The sequence below is a fragment of the Actimicrobium sp. GrIS 1.19 genome (assembly GCF_035984655.1).
GTDB lineage: Bacteria > Pseudomonadota > Gammaproteobacteria > Burkholderiales > Burkholderiaceae_D > Actimicrobium.
Genome location: NZ_JAXCHT010000022.1, coordinates 31,378 through 47,455 on the forward strand (window position 1 = coordinate 31,378; position 16,078 = coordinate 47,455).

Consider the following 16,078-nt stretch of genomic DNA (forward strand, 5'->3'; position numbering starts at 1 on the left):
ATGGAAACCGATGCGCTTCACGTCGGTGTCGTGATGCAACGCGTGCGCTTGAACAACCGCTGGCAGTCGCATCAATGGCAGCCGCTGGAAATCCTGCACGAGGTGCCCGCGGGGCAACGCTGCCTGCGCGCCGACAACGATGAGGTGCGCTGGCTGTTCGGTGGCTTCGAGGTCCGGCTGTTTTCCGATGAGGCGGAAGGGTACTACCTGAACATCAGTTCGCCGACGCCGTGCTGGTTCATCATGTGGCGCCCGGAGGACATCGACGGCGTCGAGATTGCGGTGCCGAAGACCGTCACGCTGTCCTATCATGAAGGCGCGCGCTTGATGGATGGAGGAGAAAAAGTCGACACGATTGCGGCGTCGCCCGAGATCATCGAGCGCCTCACCGCATTCGTGAAAACCTATTACGTGCCGGAGCAAAAGCGCAAGCGGCGCAAGCCGTCGTTCGAGGGCGGCGCGGCGGTCGCACAGATGGCGCGTGACGAAGGGAGCGGACGTGGCAGCTGACGAGTTCTTTGCGCGCTGGGCCAGAAAACCCCCGACGGCAGAGCCCATCGCCGCCGAGGTCGAGCCGGCCGAGGCATTGCCGCCACCGACGCTCGACGATGCTGCCGCGCTGACGCTGGCATCCGACTTCAAGCCCTTCCTGGCGCACGGCGTGGACGAATCGGTGAAACGGTTGGCGCTGAAGAAGCTGTTTTCCGATCCGCTGTTCAACGTCATGGATGGACTCGACACCTATATCGAAGATTTCAACAGTTTCGTGCCGATGACTGCCGAGATGGTGGCCGCACTGAACCACGGCAAGCTGCTGCTCAATCCGCTGGCGCATCTGGAGGCGCCGTTGATGGAATTGCTGCAGATGCCGCCGGTCGACACCGCGCCCGACCAACCGGTCGAGACGGCGCCGCCGGAAACCCAGACTGAAGAACCTGTGCCGCTGACGGCACCCGACTCACCCGCAATCGACATCGAAGATCGGCAACCCCATCTTGACGACCCAATTCAAAGTCTGTAACTGCAATCGCACCATGCCGCTGGATGCTGATGCCGGCATTCGCCTCGGCCGCGTGCTTGGCGACGGCAGCGCGCTGCCAATCGCCACCGAACTGTGTCGCCATCAGGTCGGCGCATTTCTGGGCGCCGTCGATGGCGTGGATGACGTAGTGGTCGCCTGTACCCAGGAACGTGCCTTGTTTTCCGAGCTGGCGCAGCAAAAGAGCGCGGTCGCACCGATCCGCTTCGTGAACCTGCGCGAGAGCGGCGGCTGGAGCCGCGATGCGGCGCAGGCCCTGCCCAAGATGGCGGCCTTGCTGGCGGCGGCGGCATTGCCGCAGCCGGAGCCGGTGCCGGTCGTCAACTACCAGTCCGGCGGTCATCTGCTGATCATCGGTCCGGCGCAGCGGGTACTGCCGTGGGCAACCCGCCTCGGCGCGCAGCTCGATGTCAGCGTGCTGCTTACCGACAGTGGCGGCGGCATGCTGGGCGAGCGCGACTTTCCGACCTACTCCGGCAACCAGATCCGGATCGACGGCTGGCTGGGCGCCTTCAAGGTGCAGTGGCAGCAAGCCAATCCGATCGATCTCGACCTGTGCACGCGCTGCAACGCCTGCGTCGATGCGTGCCCTGAGCAGGCCATCGATCTGACCTACCAGATCGACCTGAACAAATGCACCGCGCACCGTGATTGCGTCAAGGCGTGCGGCGCAATCGGCGCGATCGATTTCAACCGCAGCGCGATGGCGCGCAGCGGCGACTTCGATCTGGTGTTCGATCTGTGCGATACGCCGCTGGTGGCATTGCATCAACCACCGCAAGGCTACTTCGCAGCCGGCCATGATGCGGTGCGCCAGACCGACGCGGCGCTGCAGCTGACGGCACTGGTCGGCGAATTCGACAAGCCGAAATTCTTCATCTACAAGGACAAGCTGTGCGCGCACAGCCGCAACGGCCAGATCGGCTGTACCGCCTGCATCGACGTGTGCTCGGCTGCTGCAATCAGCCACGCCGGCAACCTGGTCGCGGTGGCGCCGAACCTGTGTGTCGGCTGCGGCGCCTGCACCACGGTGTGCCCGTCCGGCGCGCTTGCTTACGCGTATCCGCGCGCGCCGGATACCGGCCAGCGCATCAAGACCATGCTGTCAACTTACGCCAGGGCAGGCGGAGCGGGCGGGGCGTTGCTGCTGCACAGTGAAGAGCAGGGCGCGGCACTGATCGGACAACTCGGTCGCCATGCGAAAGCCGCCGGCAAGCTGCATGGCGTGCCGGCGCACGTGCTGCCGCTGGCGTTGCATCACACCGCGTCGACCGGGATCGACCTGTGGCTGGCCGCGATTGCGTACGGCGCGTCGCATGTAGCGATCCTGCTCAGCGGCGAAGAGGCGCCGGCGTATGTCGCCGCACTGGCAGAGCAGATTATCGTGGCGCAAACCATCCTGACAGGCCTGGGCTACAGCGGCACGCATCTGTCGCTGTTGCATGCAGCCGCGCCAGCGTCGCTCGACAGCGCATTGCAGCAGCTGGCAACTGGCCAGGCGCCGACCCAGCCAGCGCTGTTCGCGGTGGCGGCCGACAAGCGCGGCACGCTCGATCTCGTGATCGGGCATCTGCTCAAATTCGCACCGACCAGGCCGGAGCAGATCGAGCTTCCGGCTGGCGCGCTGTACGGCACCGTCAATATCAACAAATCGGCCTGCACGCTGTGCATGTCGTGTGTCGGCGCCTGCCCGGAATCGGCATTGATGGACAACGCCGATTTGCCGCAACTGCGTTTCGTTGAAAAGAATTGCGTGCAATGCGGGCTGTGCGAAACCACCTGTCCCGAACACGCGATCACGCTCACGCCGCGCCTGCTGCTGACCGACGTCGCGAAGCAATCGCGCGTGCTCAACGAAGCCGCGCCGTTTCATTGCATCCGTTGCAGCAAGCCGTTCGGCACCGCGCAGATGATCGAAACCATGCTCGGCAAGTTGTCGCTGCATGGGGCCTTCGCCGGCAATCTGGATCGCATCAAGATGTGCTCTGATTGCCGGGTGGTCGACATGATGGCCAACGCCAAAGAAACCTCGATTACCGATCTGAAGCGGGGCCACTGATGACAACCACCCAACCGATGGTGTTTGCGCGCGCTGATCAGGGCGAAGAAACAGCCCGCGCCGATTTGTATGGTTTGCTGGCGACGCTGCTGATGGCGCCGCCGTCGCAGGCCTTGCTCGATACGATCGGCAGCGCACGCGCGGAGGGCGCAGGCGTACTTGAAACCGCCTGGGCCGATCTGGTGCAGGCGTGCCAGAGCGCCGAGGCGGAGCTGGTGCGCGATGAATATGAAACCCTGTTTCTGGGCGTCGGCAAACCCGAGGTGATGCTGTACGGCTCCTGGTACCTGTCCGGCTTCCTGATGGAGAAGCCACTTGCTGCGCTGCGCACCGAGCTGTCGCTGCTCGGCCTGGAGCGCAACGACAGCGTGGTCGAAAGCGAAGATCACCTGGCCTCGCTGTGCGAGGTGATGCGCTATCTGATTACCTCCGACGATCCGGTGCATGCCAGTCTGGCAACGCAAAAGACATTTTTCAGCGCGCATCTGCAAGCCTGGGTCGAGGCATGCTGCACCGCACTCGAGACGCATCCTGCATGCCGGTTTTATGCGCCGGTGGCGCGACTGGCGCGGGCTTTCTTTGCAGTCGAAATGCAGGCGTTCGATATGCAGTGAGAGCAGTGCGTTGGTTGAGAAATTTTCATGTGAAAAATGGCCGTTAAAGGTTGCGACAGAGCAGCTTTGCGGGGATACTGCGGGGAGAAGGATTGGTGTAGTGACGGCGATATCGTTCGCCCTTCATTGACCAATCTCTTGGGGAGACAAGCATGGCAGAGCAACACAAAAACATGCGGCGCAGTTTTTTCGCCGGGCTCGGATTGGTCGCTGCGGCTGGAGTTGCAGTCAAGTTGGCGCCGCAGGAAATCACTGCCGCGATCCCCACTCCGGATGAGCCCACGGGCACCGGCTATCGCCTGACTGACCACGTCAAGAAATACTACCGCACCACCACTCTCTGATCGCCGAGGCCTCACGATGCTGCTTACTCGCAAGGGCCAGGATGGCCCCCGTTCGTCTACCCGTTTCTCCGCAAATCTGGCCGACAACCTGTCGCGCGCCTTGCCAACGATGGATCGCCGGTTGTTCCTCAAGCGTTCCGGGATTGGGGTTGGTGCCGGTATCGCCGCTGCGCAACTGGGGTTGATCCAGCGCGCCAGGGCCGCCGATGGATCGACTGCCAAAGGTGGCGCGAAGATCGAGGTCAAGCGCACCGTCTGTACGCATTGCTCGGTCGGATGCGCGGTCGACGCCGTGGTTGAAAACGGCGTCTGGGTGCGTCAGGAAGCGGTGTTCGATTCGCCCATCAACCTTGGCGCGCATTGCGCCAAAGGCGCTGCACTGCGCGAACACGGACACGGCGAATACCGTCTCAAATATCCGATGAAGCTGGTCAACGGCAAGTACCAGCGCATCAGCTGGGACACGGCGCTGAGCGAGATTTCGGCCAAGCTGCTCGACATCAGGAAAACCAGCGGTCCCGACTCGGTATTCTTTGTCGGCTCCTCCAAGCACAACAATGAACAGGCCGCGCTGCTGCGCAAATTCGTTTCGTTCTTCGGCACCAACAACACCGACCATCAGGCCCGCATCTGCCACTCGACCACCGTCGCCGGCGTTGCCAACACCTGGGGTTACGGGGCGATGACGAACAGCTTCAACGACATGCAGAATTCGAAGGCGATCATGTACATCGGCTCGAATGCGGCAGAAGCCCATCCGGTCTCGATGCTGCACATGCTGCATGCAAAGGAAACCGGCGCGAAGATCATCGTCGTCGATCCACGCTATACCCGCACCGCCGCCAAGTCGGATCAGTACGTGCGCCTGCGCTCGGGCTCGGACATCGCCTTCTTGTGGGGCATGCTGTATCACATCTTCAAGAACGGCTGGGAAGACACCAGGTACATCAACGACCGTGTCTATGGCATGGAAAAAGTGCGCGCCGAAGTGATGACGTGGACGCCGGAGAAGGTCGAGGAAGCCTGCGGCGTGCCGGAAGCCGAGGTCTACAAGGCGGCCGAGACGATGGCAAAAAACAAGCCGTCGACGCTGGTGTGGTGCATGGGGCAGACCCAGCACACCATCGGCAACGCGATCGTGCGCGCATCGTGCATCCTGCAACTGGCGCTGGGAAATATCGGCATCGCTGGTGGCGGCACCAATATTTTCCGCGGGCACGACAATGTGCAGGGCGCCACCGATGTCGGCCCGAATCCGGATTCCCTGCCGGCCTATTACGGTCTGGCCACCGGCGCCTGGAAGCACTGGGCGGCGGTCTGGGGTGTCGATTACGAATGGATCAAGAAACAGTTCGCGTCGCAGGCAATGATGGAGAAGTCGGGCACGACCGTGTCGCGCTGGATCGACGCCGTGCTCGAAAAGAACGAACTGATCGATCAGGAAAACAACGTCAAGGCAATGGTGTTCTGGGGTCATGCGCCGAACTCGCAAACGCGCGGACTGGAAATGAAAACCGCGTTCGACAAGCTCGACCTGCTGGTGGTGATCGACCCGTATCCGTCGGCCTCGGCGGCCATGGCCAACATGAAGGTGGAAGGCCAGCAGCTCAATGCGAACCGTGCCGTGTACCTGCTGCCGGCTGCCACGCAGTTCGAGACGTCAGGCTCGGTGACAGCCTCGAACCGCTCGATCCAGTGGCGCGAAAAAGTCATCGAACCGCTGTTCGAATCGCGTACCGATCACATGATCATGTATCAGTTCGCCGAAAAACTTGGCTTCGCCAAGGAGCTGGTCGCCAGGATCAAGATGGTCAAGGGCAAGGGCGGCATGATGGAGCCCGAACCGGAATCGATGCTCGAAGAAATCAACCGCGGGTCCTGGTCGATCGGTTACACCGGCCAGTCGCCGCTGCGCATCAAGGCGCACATGCGCAACATGCACCTGTTCGATGTGAAGACGCTGCGCTGCAAATCCGGCAAGGATGCGCTGACCGGCTACGACATCAGCGGCGATTACTTTGGCCTGCCGTGGCCGTGCTACGGCACGCCCGAGATGAAGCATCCCGGATCGCCCAATTTGTATGACACCAGCAAGCACGTGATGGATGGCGGCGGTAACTTCCGCGCCAACTTCGGTGTCGAGCGCGAAGGTGTCAGCCTGTTGGCCGAAGATGGCTCGCATTCGCTCGGCGCCGACATCACCACGGGCTATCCGGAATTCGACCACCTGCTGCTGAAAAAGCTGGGCTGGTGGGATGACCTGACCGAGCCGGAGAAGAAAGCCGCCGAAGGCAAGAACTGGAAAACCGATCTGTCCGGCGGCATCCAGCGCGTGGTCATGAAAGTGCATGGCTGCCATCCGTTCGGCAATGCCAAGGCGCGCGCAGTGGTGTGGAATTTCCCGGATCCGGTGCCGCTGCATCGCGAGCCGCTGTTCGGCACCCGTCCGGATCTGGTCGCCAAGTACCCGACCCACGACGACAAGAAGGCCTTCTGGCGCATGCCGACGCTATACAAGTCGGTGCAGCAGAAGAACGTCGAAATGAAGCTGGCCGAGAAATTCCCGATCATCCTGACGTCCGGCCGGCTGGTCGAATACGAAGGCGGCGGCGAAGAGACCCGCTCCAATCCCTGGCTGGCCGAGCTGCAGCAGGAAAACTTCGTCGAGATCAATCCGACCGCTGCCAGTGCACGTGGCATTCGCGATGGCGAGTACGTGATCGTCTCGACGCCAACCGGCGCGCGCATCAAGGTCAAGGCAATGGTCACGCCACGCGTGGGCATCGATACGGCGTTCATCCCGTTCCACTTTTCGGGCTGGTGGCAGGGCAAGGACATGCTGGAGTTCTATCCGGAAGGTGCCGCGCCGATCGTGCGTGGCGAGGCCGTCAATACCGCGACCACGTATGGCTACGATTCGGTGACGATGATGCAGGAAACCAAAACAACGATCTGCCAGATCGAACGCATCGCGTAAATCGGGCGCACAGGAGAACACCATGGCAAGAATGAAATTCATCTGCGATTCCGAGCGCTGCATCGAATGCAACGGCTGCGTGACCGCCTGCAAGAACGAACATGAAGTCCCGTGGGGCGTGAATCGCCGCCGCGTGGTCACCGTCAACGACGGCGTCGTCGGGCAGGAAAAATCGATCTCGGTGGCGTGCATGCACTGCTCAGATGCGCCCTGCATGGCAGTGTGCCCGGTCGACTGCTTCTATCGCACCGACGAAGGCGTGGTGCTGCACGACAAGGACATCTGCATCGGTTGCGGTTACTGCTCGTATGCCTGCCCGTTTGGCGCGCCGCAGTTTCCCTCGAATGGCACCTTCGGTTTGCGCGGCAAGATGGACAAATGCACCTTCTGCGCCGGCGGCCCGGAAGAAGATGGCTCGAAAGAAGAGTTCGAGAAGTACGGCCGCAATCGACTGTCCGAAGGCAAGCTGCCGGCCTGCGCCGAAATGTGTTCGACCAAGGCCCTGCTCGGCGGTGACGGCGATGTGGTCGCCGATATCTTCCGCAACCGCGTGATGCGGCGCGGCAAGGGCAGCGAAGTCTGGGGTTGGGGTACCGCCTACGGCCGTGCGCCGCATCCGGAAGCCAAAGCACCGGCAGAAAAATCATGAAGGCGGCATGCGTCGTGATGTTGCTGTGTGCGCTGGCCGGATGCAGTGAAAAACCGCAGAACATGAGTGCGTCCAGCAGCAAGCCGGACGGCAAGCCATGGCAGGGTGTGCAGGACCCGTATGCGGCCAAGGGCTGGGACAAGGGCGACAAGGCACGTTGGGAAACCCAGCTGCGGCAGCGCGCGCAAACCCAGAACGAATACGTCAAGACCAACTGATCGGGGACGCGCCATGAAATCCTGGATGACCCATGTTGCCGTCGCGGCTGCGTTGCTCGCCGCGCTCGATGGTGCCGCATTGGCACAAGCTGCAGCACCGGTCGCGGCTCCGGCACCGGTTGCCGCTACTGCACCGGCCGTCGAGTCGGTCGATATTCTCAAACAGAACCAGGCTGAACGCACGCGCGACCAGCCCGGCAATGCGGCGCCAACCTTCCGGATTGTCAAAGAGGGTGTGAAAAATTATTCCAGCTTGCCTGCGCTCGAAGCCGGTGTGCTGGTGCAGCCAAAGCAGCAGTTTCCGGGACAGGGGCGCGCAACCACGGCAGGCGAGGCCTGGCGCGAATATCGCAACGGCCCGTTGACCAAGATCGGCGGCTGGCTGTTGCTCATTGCCTTTGGCGGCATCGCTGCCGTGTATTTCCTGCTTGGCAAAGTCAAGCTCAAGGGCGCCCGCAGCGGCCGGCTGATCGAGCGCTTCACCTCGATTGAGCGGCTCGCGCATTGGGCCACCGCGTTGAGTTTCGTGGCGCTGTCGGCCTCCGGCCTGACCATCCTGTTCGGCAAATACGTCTTGATGCACGTGTTCGGCCACACCCTGTTCGGCTGGCTGGCTTACCTGTGCAAGAACGTCCACAACTTCGCCGGGCCGGTGTTTACCGTGTCGATCGTGGTCACCTTCATTGTCTTCATCAAGGATAACTTTCCGGCGCCGAGCGACTGGCAATGGCTGATCCGGCTCGGCGGCATGTACGGCGGCGGCAAGCATGCCTCGGCCGGGCGCTTCAATGCCGGCGAAAAAATCTGGTTCTGGACTGGCGTGGTGGTGCTCGGTCTGATCATCAGCGGTTCGGGTTTCGTGCTCGACAAGCTGGTGCCGGGAATCGACTATCCACGCGGGCTGATGCAGATTGCCAACGTCATCCATCTGACGACTGCGGTGGTGATGTCCGCCATGGCGCTGGCACACATCTACATCGGCACCATCGGCATGGAAGGCGCACTCGAAGCCATGACGACCGGCTATGTCGACGATACCTGGGCGGAAGAACATCACGACCTGTGGTACGCCGACGTACAGTCCGGCAAGGTGCCGCGGGTCCGCACCGAAGAGGGCGCAGCGTATGTCGCCGCCCATCCCCGCAACGCAATCTGAGCGAGCACATCATGTACATCAAAAAACCACTGCTGCTGGTCATCGGCATTCTGTTGTGCGCCTCCGTGGCGGCAAAGCTGCCGGCGCCAAGCGAGGAAGCCAAGGCCAAGGCCGACGAGGCAAAAGCCAAAACCGCCTGGACCGACAAGGTCGCGTCGTACCAGCTGTGCAAGGCACAGGATCGCGTGGCAGCGTATTATCTGAAGTCCAAAGCGGCGCCAACGCCAACGGCAGCGACAACCGGCATCCCGCCTTGCGCCGACCCTGGCCCGTATGTGGCGGCGCAGGTCGCGACCAAGGTGGGGGTGGCTGACTCGTTGCCGCTCAACAAAGAGCCCATCAAAAAATAAGGAATAGTCGACATGAAACGTTTTTTCCTGCTGGTCAGCACCTTGCTTCTTTCCGCCGCGGCCCAGGCCGCCTCCGTTTCGTTCGTGGAACCGGCTGACGGCGCCACCGTGCCAACCACCTTCCCGGTCAAGTTCGCCGTCGACGGCATGGACGTCAAGCCGGCCGGCGAACTGTCGCCAACCAGCGGACATCATCACCTGCTGATCAATGCCACGGCGATTGCCGCCGGCGAGCCGGTCCCATTCGATGAAACGCATATCCATTTCGGCAAGGGCCAGACCGAGGCGACCGTGACGCTCAAGCCAGGTACCTACAAGCTGACCATGCAATTTGCCAACGGCGCGCATCAATCGTACGGCCCGGCCTTGAGCAAAACCATTACCGTCACCGTCAAGTAATCCCGCCGATGACGTATCGCCCGCAACTGACCAGCGCCAGTGTCGACCTGACCCGCGAGGTCGAGGTGATGGATGAGCGCGGGCGTGTGTCGACCATTGCGATTCCGGCGGAACGGCCCTTGACCGTCTACGTCGACAAGCGTGAACTGGTCACGCTGATGACGCTCGGCGGCGCGCCCGAGGCGCTGACGCTGGGTTATCTGCGCAACCAGCGTTTCGTCCGCAAGCTCAGCGATATCGTCTCGGTGCAGGTCGATTGGGAGGTCGAGGCGGTGGCCGTGGTCACGCGTGACGGCATCGAGGACATCGAGGCGCGCACCGCCAAACGGGTGGTCACCACCGGGTGCGGCCAGGGTTCGGTGTTCGGCGGACTGATGGATGACATTGGCACGATCTCGCTGTCGCCCGATGCCCGCATGACCCAATCGACGCTGTACCGCATTGTCGAGACCATTCGCACGCAACAATCGATTTACAAGCAGGCTGGCTCGGTACATGGCTGTGCGCTGTTTTCCAGTGACGGCGAGTTGCTGTATTTCGTCGAGGATGTGGGGCGCCATAACGCCGTCGATGCGATTGCCGGGCGCATGTGGCTCGATGATGTGCGCGGCGATGACAAGATTTTCTATACCACCGGCCGGCTCACCTCCGAGATGGTCATCAAGGGTGCGCAGATGGGCATCCCCTTCCTGCTGTCGCGCTCCGGCACCACACAGATGGGCCACATGGTGGCCGAACGGCTTGGCATGGCCCTGCTGGCACGCTGCACCGGCAAGCATTTTCTGTTGCTGTGCGGGCGCGAGCGCCTCGTGTTCGAACCCCACCTGTTCGACAACCTTCTCAAACTTGCCTGACCTGACGGGCGCAGCATGCTGATCGACGCAATTGGCGCGGCGTTTGTGCTGCTTGGTTCCGGCGATGCGGCCTTGTGGCGCATCGTGCAGGTATCGCTCACGACGTGTCTGCTGGCCTTATTGATTGCCACGCCGGTTGCAGTCTGGCTTGGCTATGCAATTGCCAGTCGCTTGTTCTTCGGCCGCCGCATGGTGATCTGGTTGACCCAGGTCTCGCTCTCGCTCCCCACCGTATTGATTGGCCTGCTGTTGTATCTGGTGTTATCCCGGCCCGGCCCGGCCGGCCAGTTGCACTGGTTGTTCTCGCAGTCCGGGCTGGTCGCAGGGCAGGTGCTGATTGCCTTGCCGGTGCTCATCGCGTTCACGCTGGCTGCCGTCCAGGCCGCTGATCCGCGCCTGGCCGAGACCGCCATCACGCTGGGCGCTTCACACACCCGCGTCATGTGGACGGTGTTGCGCGAAGTCCGTTTCGGCGTCATGGCAGCCATCATCAGCGGGTTTGGCCGGGTCATCTCGGAGGTCGGCTGCGCGATGATGGTGGGCGGTAATATCGCCGGTGAAACCCGCACCATCACGACTGCCATTGCACTCGAAACCAGCAAGGGCGAATTCGCCCAAGGCATTGCGCTGGGCGTTGTGCTGATCGCGATCGCGCTGATCATCAATGGCGGCTTGCTGCTGCTGCAAGGGGATGCCCGATGAGCAGCCTGCTGGTCATCGACGGTTTGCACAAGCGCTTTGGCGAGCGCGTCCTGCTGGATATCGATCGTGTCGAGATTGCGGCGGCCAGCGCGACCGTACTCACCGGCGCCAACGGCAGCGGCAAGTCGACCTTGCTGCGCATTCTGTGCGGACTGGAACGGGCGCAGACGCGCAGCGTCGTTTTTGCCGGAAAGCCGGTGTCGCTGTCGCCGTATCCCGCCGTGCTGCGCGACGCACTGGTGTATGTGCATCAGCATCCGGTGATGTTTTCCATCAGCGTCGAAGCCAACGTGGGCTACGGCCTGGCTGTGCGCGGCATCGACAAGGCGGAAATTGCGCGACGGGTTGGTGCGGCCATGGAGTGGGCCGGCATCACGCATCTGCGCGGCACGCGGGCGCGGCATTGGTCGGGTGGTGAAAAGCAACGCGTCGCGTTGGCGCGCGCGCGGATCTTGCAGCCGGCACTGTTGTTGCTCGACGAGCCGACCGCGAATCTGGACGGCCCGGCGCGCGAACAGGTGCTGGCGCTGATTCCGGCACTGGTGGCCGAAGGGCGCAGCGTGATCATGGCATGTCATGATCGGGACCTGATCAATCTGCCCGGTGTGCGCCGCATGAAACTGAAAGATGGGCGGCTCGCTGCGCGCGATGCCGCAATGGATTAACAATTTATCTAAAGGGAATGCCATGTCACGTCGTCTCGTTTTGCAATTATCGTTCGCCGCCTTGCTGGGCCTGTTCGGGTCATCCGCCGGTGCGCAACAAATCATCAAGCTGTCGACCACTACCAGCACGGAGAATTCCGGCCTGCTGACCTGGCTGCTGCCCGAATTCGAAAAGCAGTACAACGCCAAGGTGCAAGTCATTTCGGTCGGTACCGGCAAGGCGCTGGAGCTGGCCAAGAACGGCGATGTCGATGTCACGCTGGTGCATGCGCGCGCGTCGGAAGACAAGTTCATGGCCGAAGGCTACGGCGTCAACCGGCGCGATGTGATGTTCAACGACTTCATCATTGTCGGACCAACCAGTGATCCGGCCGGAATCGCCGGCAGCAAGGACCTGGCCCGCAGCCTCACTAAACTGGTCGACGGCAACGCGCGCTTCATTTCACGCGGCGACAATTCCGGCACCGACCAGATGGAGCAGTCGTACTGGAAGCGCATCGGCAAGAAGCCGCAAGGTAATGCGTATGTCTCAGCCGGGCTCGGCATGGGAGAGGTTCTGACGATGGCGGCGGAATTGCAGGCCTACACACTGACCGACCGCGCGACGTTTTATGCTTACCGTGCCAAAACCGGGTTGTCGATTGCCGTCGAAGGCGACAAGGCCATGTTCAACCCGTACGGCATCATCGCCGTGAATCCGGCGCGTTATCCTGATGCCAATTTCAAGGGCGCGATGCAACTGGTTGAATGGATCACGTCGCCGGCCGGACAGCAGCGCATCGCAGCATTTCAGGTCAGCGGCCAACAGGTATTCTTTCCCTCGGCGGGGCGTTGAATTTGCGCCGACGCAACTGTGAATGCGTGTTTCGGCGATACAACTTTACTTTGATGTAACCAACAGTCACTATAAAGCCGTTACTGCCGATGCATTTTTCGGCAACGTTTCAGGGGGACCGTTGGCACTGGCACCTTCCTTTGCTGCATGCAGCGCCATTGCTGCTGGTCTCCCGGGTTGTCCGTTCGGCGATGCGGCAGGCCGCGTGCGCTCCGGTTTCGCGAACGGACGTCAATCGACGGAGGCCCCCATGAACAGCATCCGGCTAGGACGCAGCCGAGTCAACATCGACGAACTCATGCACGATGCGTTTCACGCGATTGCACGGCGCGCCCAGGCGCGTTCGATCCGGGTGACGATGTGCGTGCCGGCGGCCATGCCGACCCTGTTCGCGGAGGGCGACCTGTTGCGGGTGGCACTCGACAATTTGCTGGAGAACGCCCTGCGCTACAGCGACAAGGGCGGGCGCATCGATGTCGAAGCGGAAGAAACCGAGCGTGAAATCGTGATCAGGGTCTGCGATGATGGCTGGCTGATCGAGCCAAGCGACCAGCCGCACGTGTTCGACCGGTTCTTTCGTGCCAATGGATCGGGCGGACGTCGGCCCGACGGGCTCGGACTGGGGCTTTACCTTGCCAATGAAATCGTCGCGTTGCACGCGGGTCGCATCACGGTGTCGAGCGCGCCAGGCGCCGGCAACGTTTTCGCCATTCATTTGAGCAAGTCATTGCTGGCCCACGAAGCGCGGCATGAGGCGGAATTGGTTGCCGATAGCCGACAGCGTTAACGCAACCTCCATCCAGCACGATTTTCCACCGGTACTTGCGGAACCGTCAACATCGTTGGCCGGTCGAAGCGAGTGGTTTCACGCTGCCTTTTCAACGGCCCCTTCCTGCATTTCTTTCGCCTGTCAGGTTCTGCCCATGAACCCTGCATTCAACGGTTTGATGCGTCCGGCTTTTTCACGTAAAGCGACGGCGCATGTATTTTCAAATGCGGCCTGGATTGCCGCCATGGTGGATGTCGAGGCGGAGCTGGCCAAAGCGCTGGCGCGCCACGGCGTGATTGATGACAGCGTTGCCGTGCAGATTGCCGACTGCTGCCGTGATGCTTCTGCCAATGCCGCCGAACTGGCGGACCGGATGGCCGCCACCGACAACCCGGTGGATGCATTGCTGCAGCATCTGACGACGGCGGTCGCATCGCGCGATGCCGATGCCGCCAATTTTGTGCACTGGGGCGCCACCAACCTTGACCTGATCGATACCGCAATGGTGCTGCAATTGCGCGCCGCGCTGGACCTGATCGAGGTGGACCTCGAAGCATTGATCGGCCTGCTGGCGCAACGCTCCGAGCAGTATCGACACACGGCACAAGCGGGCCGAAATGGCATGCAGCAGGTGCTGCCGGTCACCTTTGGCTTGAAGACCGCCAGCTGGCTCGATGCCCTGATGCGCCATCAGCAGCGCCTGTCGGCAATCCGGCCGCGGCTGCTGGCGCTGCAGTTCGGCGGCGCGGCCGGGATCCTTGCCAGCCTTGGCGCCAATGCCCTGCCGATTGCCGAGGAGCTTGCCAGTGCGCTTGACCTGACGATGCCGGACATGCCGTGGCTGAGCCAGCGTGATCGCTTTGCCGAAGTTGCCAGCGTGCTGGGTATGCTGGTCGGCTCGCTCGGAAAAATGGCCGGCGACATGGCCATGTTGTCCCAAATCGAAGTTGCCGAACTCCACCTGCAGGAAGGCGCCGCCAGCCTTGCCACGCCGACGTCGCCTGGCATCCCGCGGGAGTGCGCAGTCGCGCTGTCGGCGGCCCAGCGCGTGCCCGCGCTGGTGGCGACCATGCTGGCCGGCATGATGCAGGAAAGTGAATCAGGCACGGTCGAGATTGAATGGGACACCCTGCCGCACATCGTGATGCTGTGCGCGACGGCGCTGGAACAGATGCGCGCGGCAGTGGCCGGCATGAGCGTTGACGCGACCCGCATGCGCACCAATCTCGACCTGACGCGCGGGCAGATTCTGGCCGAGGCCGTCATGGTCGCGCTGACGCCAAAGCTTGGTCGTGGCGCTGCCAGCCTGCTGCTGCGGGACGCCTGTTCCACGGTTGCGCGCAGCGGCCTGCACCTGCGCGAGGTGCTCGACCAACTGCCCGCAGTGACTGCCCACCTGGGCCCGGCCGAGCTGGACCGCCTGCTGGAGCCCGCCTCCTACTACGGCCAGTCGGCAATGTTCGTTGAACGCGTATTGCAGACCCACCGCCAGACCCTCCATCGTCCCCTATCCACCGGAGTACTCAACATGCCGACACTTGAATCCAGTAGCGTGAACCTGAACTATCAGCTCGAAGGCAGCGCCGATGCGCCATGCCTGATTCTGTCCAATCCGCTTGGTGCGACGCTCGATATCTGGGCTCCGCAAATGCCATCGCTGCTGGAACACTTTCGCGTGCTGCGTTACGACACTCGCGGCCAGGGACAATCGAGTGTGCCCGAGGGGCCCTACACGATTGCGCAAATGGCCGGCGATGTATTGGCGTTGATGGATCATCTCGGCATCGTGCGCAGTCACTACTGCGGCTTGTCGATGGGCGGGATGACCGGGATGTGGCTGGCAATCAATCATCCGGCCCGGATTGACCGCTTGGTCCTGGCCAACACTGCGCCCTTGCTCGGGCCGCAATCGATCTGGGATGAGCGTATCGAACAGGTGCGCCAGCACGGCATGCGCGCCATCGCCGAGACGATGATGGACCGCTGGTTCACGCGCGATTTCCAGCAGCACGCTGTGCATCAGGTCCACATCGTGCACGACATGTTGCTGCACACACCCGTGGCCGGCTACATTGCCGGTTGCCATGCGGTGCGTGACATGGACCTGCGCGACAGCCTGGTCAACATCAACGCGCCGACGCTGGTGATTGGCGGACGCCATGACAAGAGCACTGCGCCGGCGCAGACGCGCCGCCTGGCCGAACACATCAACGGCGCGCGCTACCTTGAACTGAACGCTGCCCATCTGACCAACTGGGAAGTGGCACAGAGTTTCACTGCTAACGTGGTGGAGTTCTTACTGGCGCGGTCGGCGCTGCCGGTGCATTGAGTGTTGGGCTTGTCGGCTTGACGTTGGATCCGGCGAGCGTGAATGTGTCGGCCGAGAGCAGAGAAACCTGAGGTCGTGACGGTTGCCTTGGCGCGTCGCGCTCAACAACAGCAAGTGCA

Annotated in this window: 17 protein-coding genes; all 17 read left to right on the plus strand. The window is 62.2% G+C overall.

What is annotated here, in order from left to right:
• Positions 1-510 carry a DUF3305 domain-containing protein gene (locus RCH09_RS14995; protein WP_326941924.1) on the plus strand — a complete coding sequence of 170 codons (510 nt, stop codon included), beginning with the start codon at positions 1-3 and terminating at the stop codon, positions 508-510.
• A complete protein-coding gene (locus tag RCH09_RS15000; RefSeq protein WP_326941925.1) occupies positions 500-1,021 on the plus strand; it encodes a DUF3306 domain-containing protein in 522 nt (173 codons plus the stop codon). The genes RCH09_RS14995 and RCH09_RS15000 overlap by 11 nt, the downstream gene beginning before the upstream one ends.
• A 13-nt stretch (positions 1,022-1,034) precedes the next feature.
• On the plus strand, positions 1,035-3,098 hold the full coding sequence (locus tag RCH09_RS15005) for a 4Fe-4S dicluster domain-containing protein (RefSeq protein ID WP_326941926.1): 2,064 nt from the start codon (positions 1,035-1,037) through the stop codon (positions 3,096-3,098).
• On the plus strand, positions 3,098-3,712 hold the full coding sequence (locus RCH09_RS15010; protein ID WP_326941927.1) for a TorD/DmsD family molecular chaperone: 615 nt from the start codon (positions 3,098-3,100) through the stop codon (positions 3,710-3,712). The genes RCH09_RS15005 and RCH09_RS15010 overlap by 1 nt, the downstream gene beginning before the upstream one ends.
• Positions 3,713-3,864: 152 nt before the next feature.
• Positions 3,865-4,056, plus strand: coding sequence for a hypothetical protein (locus RCH09_RS15015; RefSeq protein ID WP_326941928.1), 192 nt, complete (start codon positions 3,865-3,867; stop codon positions 4,054-4,056).
• A gap of 16 nt (positions 4,057-4,072) precedes the next feature.
• Positions 4,073-7,033, plus strand: coding sequence for a formate dehydrogenase subunit alpha (locus RCH09_RS15020; protein ID WP_326941929.1), 2,961 nt, complete (start codon positions 4,073-4,075; stop codon positions 7,031-7,033).
• 22 nt (positions 7,034-7,055) lie between these two features.
• On the plus strand, positions 7,056-7,682 hold the full coding sequence (gene fdh3B, locus RCH09_RS15025; RefSeq protein ID WP_326941930.1) for a formate dehydrogenase FDH3 subunit beta: 627 nt from the start codon (positions 7,056-7,058) through the stop codon (positions 7,680-7,682).
• Positions 7,679-7,900 carry a hypothetical protein gene (locus RCH09_RS15030; RefSeq protein ID WP_326941931.1) on the plus strand — a complete coding sequence of 74 codons (222 nt, stop codon included), beginning with the start codon at positions 7,679-7,681 and terminating at the stop codon, positions 7,898-7,900. The genes fdh3B and RCH09_RS15030 overlap by 4 nt, the downstream gene beginning before the upstream one ends.
• A gap of 13 nt (positions 7,901-7,913) precedes the next feature.
• Positions 7,914-9,056, plus strand: coding sequence for a formate dehydrogenase subunit gamma (locus RCH09_RS15035; RefSeq protein WP_326941932.1), 1,143 nt, complete (start codon positions 7,914-7,916; stop codon positions 9,054-9,056).
• A gap of 11 nt (positions 9,057-9,067) precedes the next feature.
• Positions 9,068-9,406, plus strand: a complete 339-nt coding sequence (locus RCH09_RS15040) for a hypothetical protein (RefSeq protein ID WP_326941933.1) — start codon at positions 9,068-9,070, stop codon at positions 9,404-9,406.
• A gap of 12 nt (positions 9,407-9,418) precedes the next feature.
• The gene (locus tag RCH09_RS15045) at positions 9,419-9,805 is read left to right on the plus strand and encodes a DUF4399 domain-containing protein (RefSeq protein WP_326941934.1); all 387 of its coding nucleotides are present in this window, start codon (positions 9,419-9,421) and stop codon (positions 9,803-9,805) included.
• An 8-nt stretch (positions 9,806-9,813) separates the two neighbouring features.
• A complete protein-coding gene (locus RCH09_RS15050) occupies positions 9,814-10,659 on the plus strand; it encodes a formate dehydrogenase accessory sulfurtransferase FdhD (RefSeq protein WP_326941935.1) in 846 nt (281 codons plus the stop codon).
• 15 nt (positions 10,660-10,674) lie between these two features.
• Positions 10,675-11,361 (plus strand): ABC transporter permease, encoded by a 687-nt coding sequence (locus tag RCH09_RS15055; protein ID WP_326941936.1) that lies wholly within the window; start codon positions 10,675-10,677, stop codon positions 11,359-11,361.
• On the plus strand, positions 11,358-12,026 hold the full coding sequence (locus tag RCH09_RS15060) for an energy-coupling factor ABC transporter ATP-binding protein (RefSeq protein WP_326941937.1): 669 nt from the start codon (positions 11,358-11,360) through the stop codon (positions 12,024-12,026). Before RCH09_RS15055 ends, RCH09_RS15060 begins: the two co-directional genes overlap by 4 nt.
• 22 nt (positions 12,027-12,048) lie before the next feature.
• Positions 12,049-12,861, plus strand: a complete 813-nt coding sequence (locus tag RCH09_RS15065) for a substrate-binding domain-containing protein (RefSeq protein WP_326941938.1) — start codon at positions 12,049-12,051, stop codon at positions 12,859-12,861.
• A 250-nt stretch (positions 12,862-13,111) separates the two neighbouring features.
• Positions 13,112-13,648, plus strand: coding sequence for a sensor histidine kinase (locus tag RCH09_RS15070; RefSeq protein WP_326941939.1), 537 nt, complete (start codon positions 13,112-13,114; stop codon positions 13,646-13,648).
• A gap of 136 nt (positions 13,649-13,784) precedes the next feature.
• Complete coding sequence (pcaD, locus tag RCH09_RS15075) at positions 13,785-15,959, plus strand: 3-oxoadipate enol-lactonase (protein ID WP_326941940.1); 2,175 nt, start codon at positions 13,785-13,787, stop codon at positions 15,957-15,959.
• The last annotated feature ends 119 nt before the right edge of the window (positions 15,960-16,078 follow it).

What these genes read in the sequence shown, in the direction of transcription:
- RCH09_RS14995 (WP_326941924.1), top strand. Translation starts at nt 1, where the DNA reads ATGGAAACCGATGCGCTTCACGTCGGTGTCGTGATGCAACGCGTGCGC.
- RCH09_RS15005 (WP_326941926.1), top strand. Translation starts at nt 1,035, where the DNA reads ATGCCGCTGGATGCTGATGCCGGCATTCGCCTCGGCCGCGTGCTTGGC.
- RCH09_RS15010 (WP_326941927.1), top strand. Translation starts at nt 3,098, where the DNA reads ATGACAACCACCCAACCGATGGTGTTTGCGCGCGCTGATCAGGGCGAA.
- RCH09_RS15015 (WP_326941928.1), top strand. Translation starts at nt 3,865, where the DNA reads ATGGCAGAGCAACACAAAAACATGCGGCGCAGTTTTTTCGCCGGGCTC.
- RCH09_RS15020 (WP_326941929.1), top strand. Translation starts at nt 4,073, where the DNA reads ATGCTGCTTACTCGCAAGGGCCAGGATGGCCCCCGTTCGTCTACCCGT.
- fdh3B (WP_326941930.1), top strand. Translation starts at nt 7,056, where the DNA reads ATGGCAAGAATGAAATTCATCTGCGATTCCGAGCGCTGCATCGAATGC.
- RCH09_RS15030 (WP_326941931.1), top strand. Translation starts at nt 7,679, where the DNA reads ATGAAGGCGGCATGCGTCGTGATGTTGCTGTGTGCGCTGGCCGGATGC.
- RCH09_RS15035 (WP_326941932.1), top strand. Translation starts at nt 7,914, where the DNA reads ATGAAATCCTGGATGACCCATGTTGCCGTCGCGGCTGCGTTGCTCGCC.
- RCH09_RS15040 (WP_326941933.1), top strand. Translation starts at nt 9,068, where the DNA reads ATGTACATCAAAAAACCACTGCTGCTGGTCATCGGCATTCTGTTGTGC.
- RCH09_RS15045 (WP_326941934.1), top strand. Translation starts at nt 9,419, where the DNA reads ATGAAACGTTTTTTCCTGCTGGTCAGCACCTTGCTTCTTTCCGCCGCG.
- RCH09_RS15050 (WP_326941935.1), top strand. Translation starts at nt 9,814, where the DNA reads ATGACGTATCGCCCGCAACTGACCAGCGCCAGTGTCGACCTGACCCGC.
- RCH09_RS15055 (WP_326941936.1), top strand. Translation starts at nt 10,675, where the DNA reads ATGCTGATCGACGCAATTGGCGCGGCGTTTGTGCTGCTTGGTTCCGGC.
- RCH09_RS15060 (WP_326941937.1), top strand. Translation starts at nt 11,358, where the DNA reads ATGAGCAGCCTGCTGGTCATCGACGGTTTGCACAAGCGCTTTGGCGAG.
- RCH09_RS15065 (WP_326941938.1), top strand. Translation starts at nt 12,049, where the DNA reads ATGTCACGTCGTCTCGTTTTGCAATTATCGTTCGCCGCCTTGCTGGGC.
- RCH09_RS15070 (WP_326941939.1), top strand. Translation starts at nt 13,112, where the DNA reads ATGAACAGCATCCGGCTAGGACGCAGCCGAGTCAACATCGACGAACTC.
- pcaD (WP_326941940.1), top strand. Translation starts at nt 13,785, where the DNA reads ATGAACCCTGCATTCAACGGTTTGATGCGTCCGGCTTTTTCACGTAAA.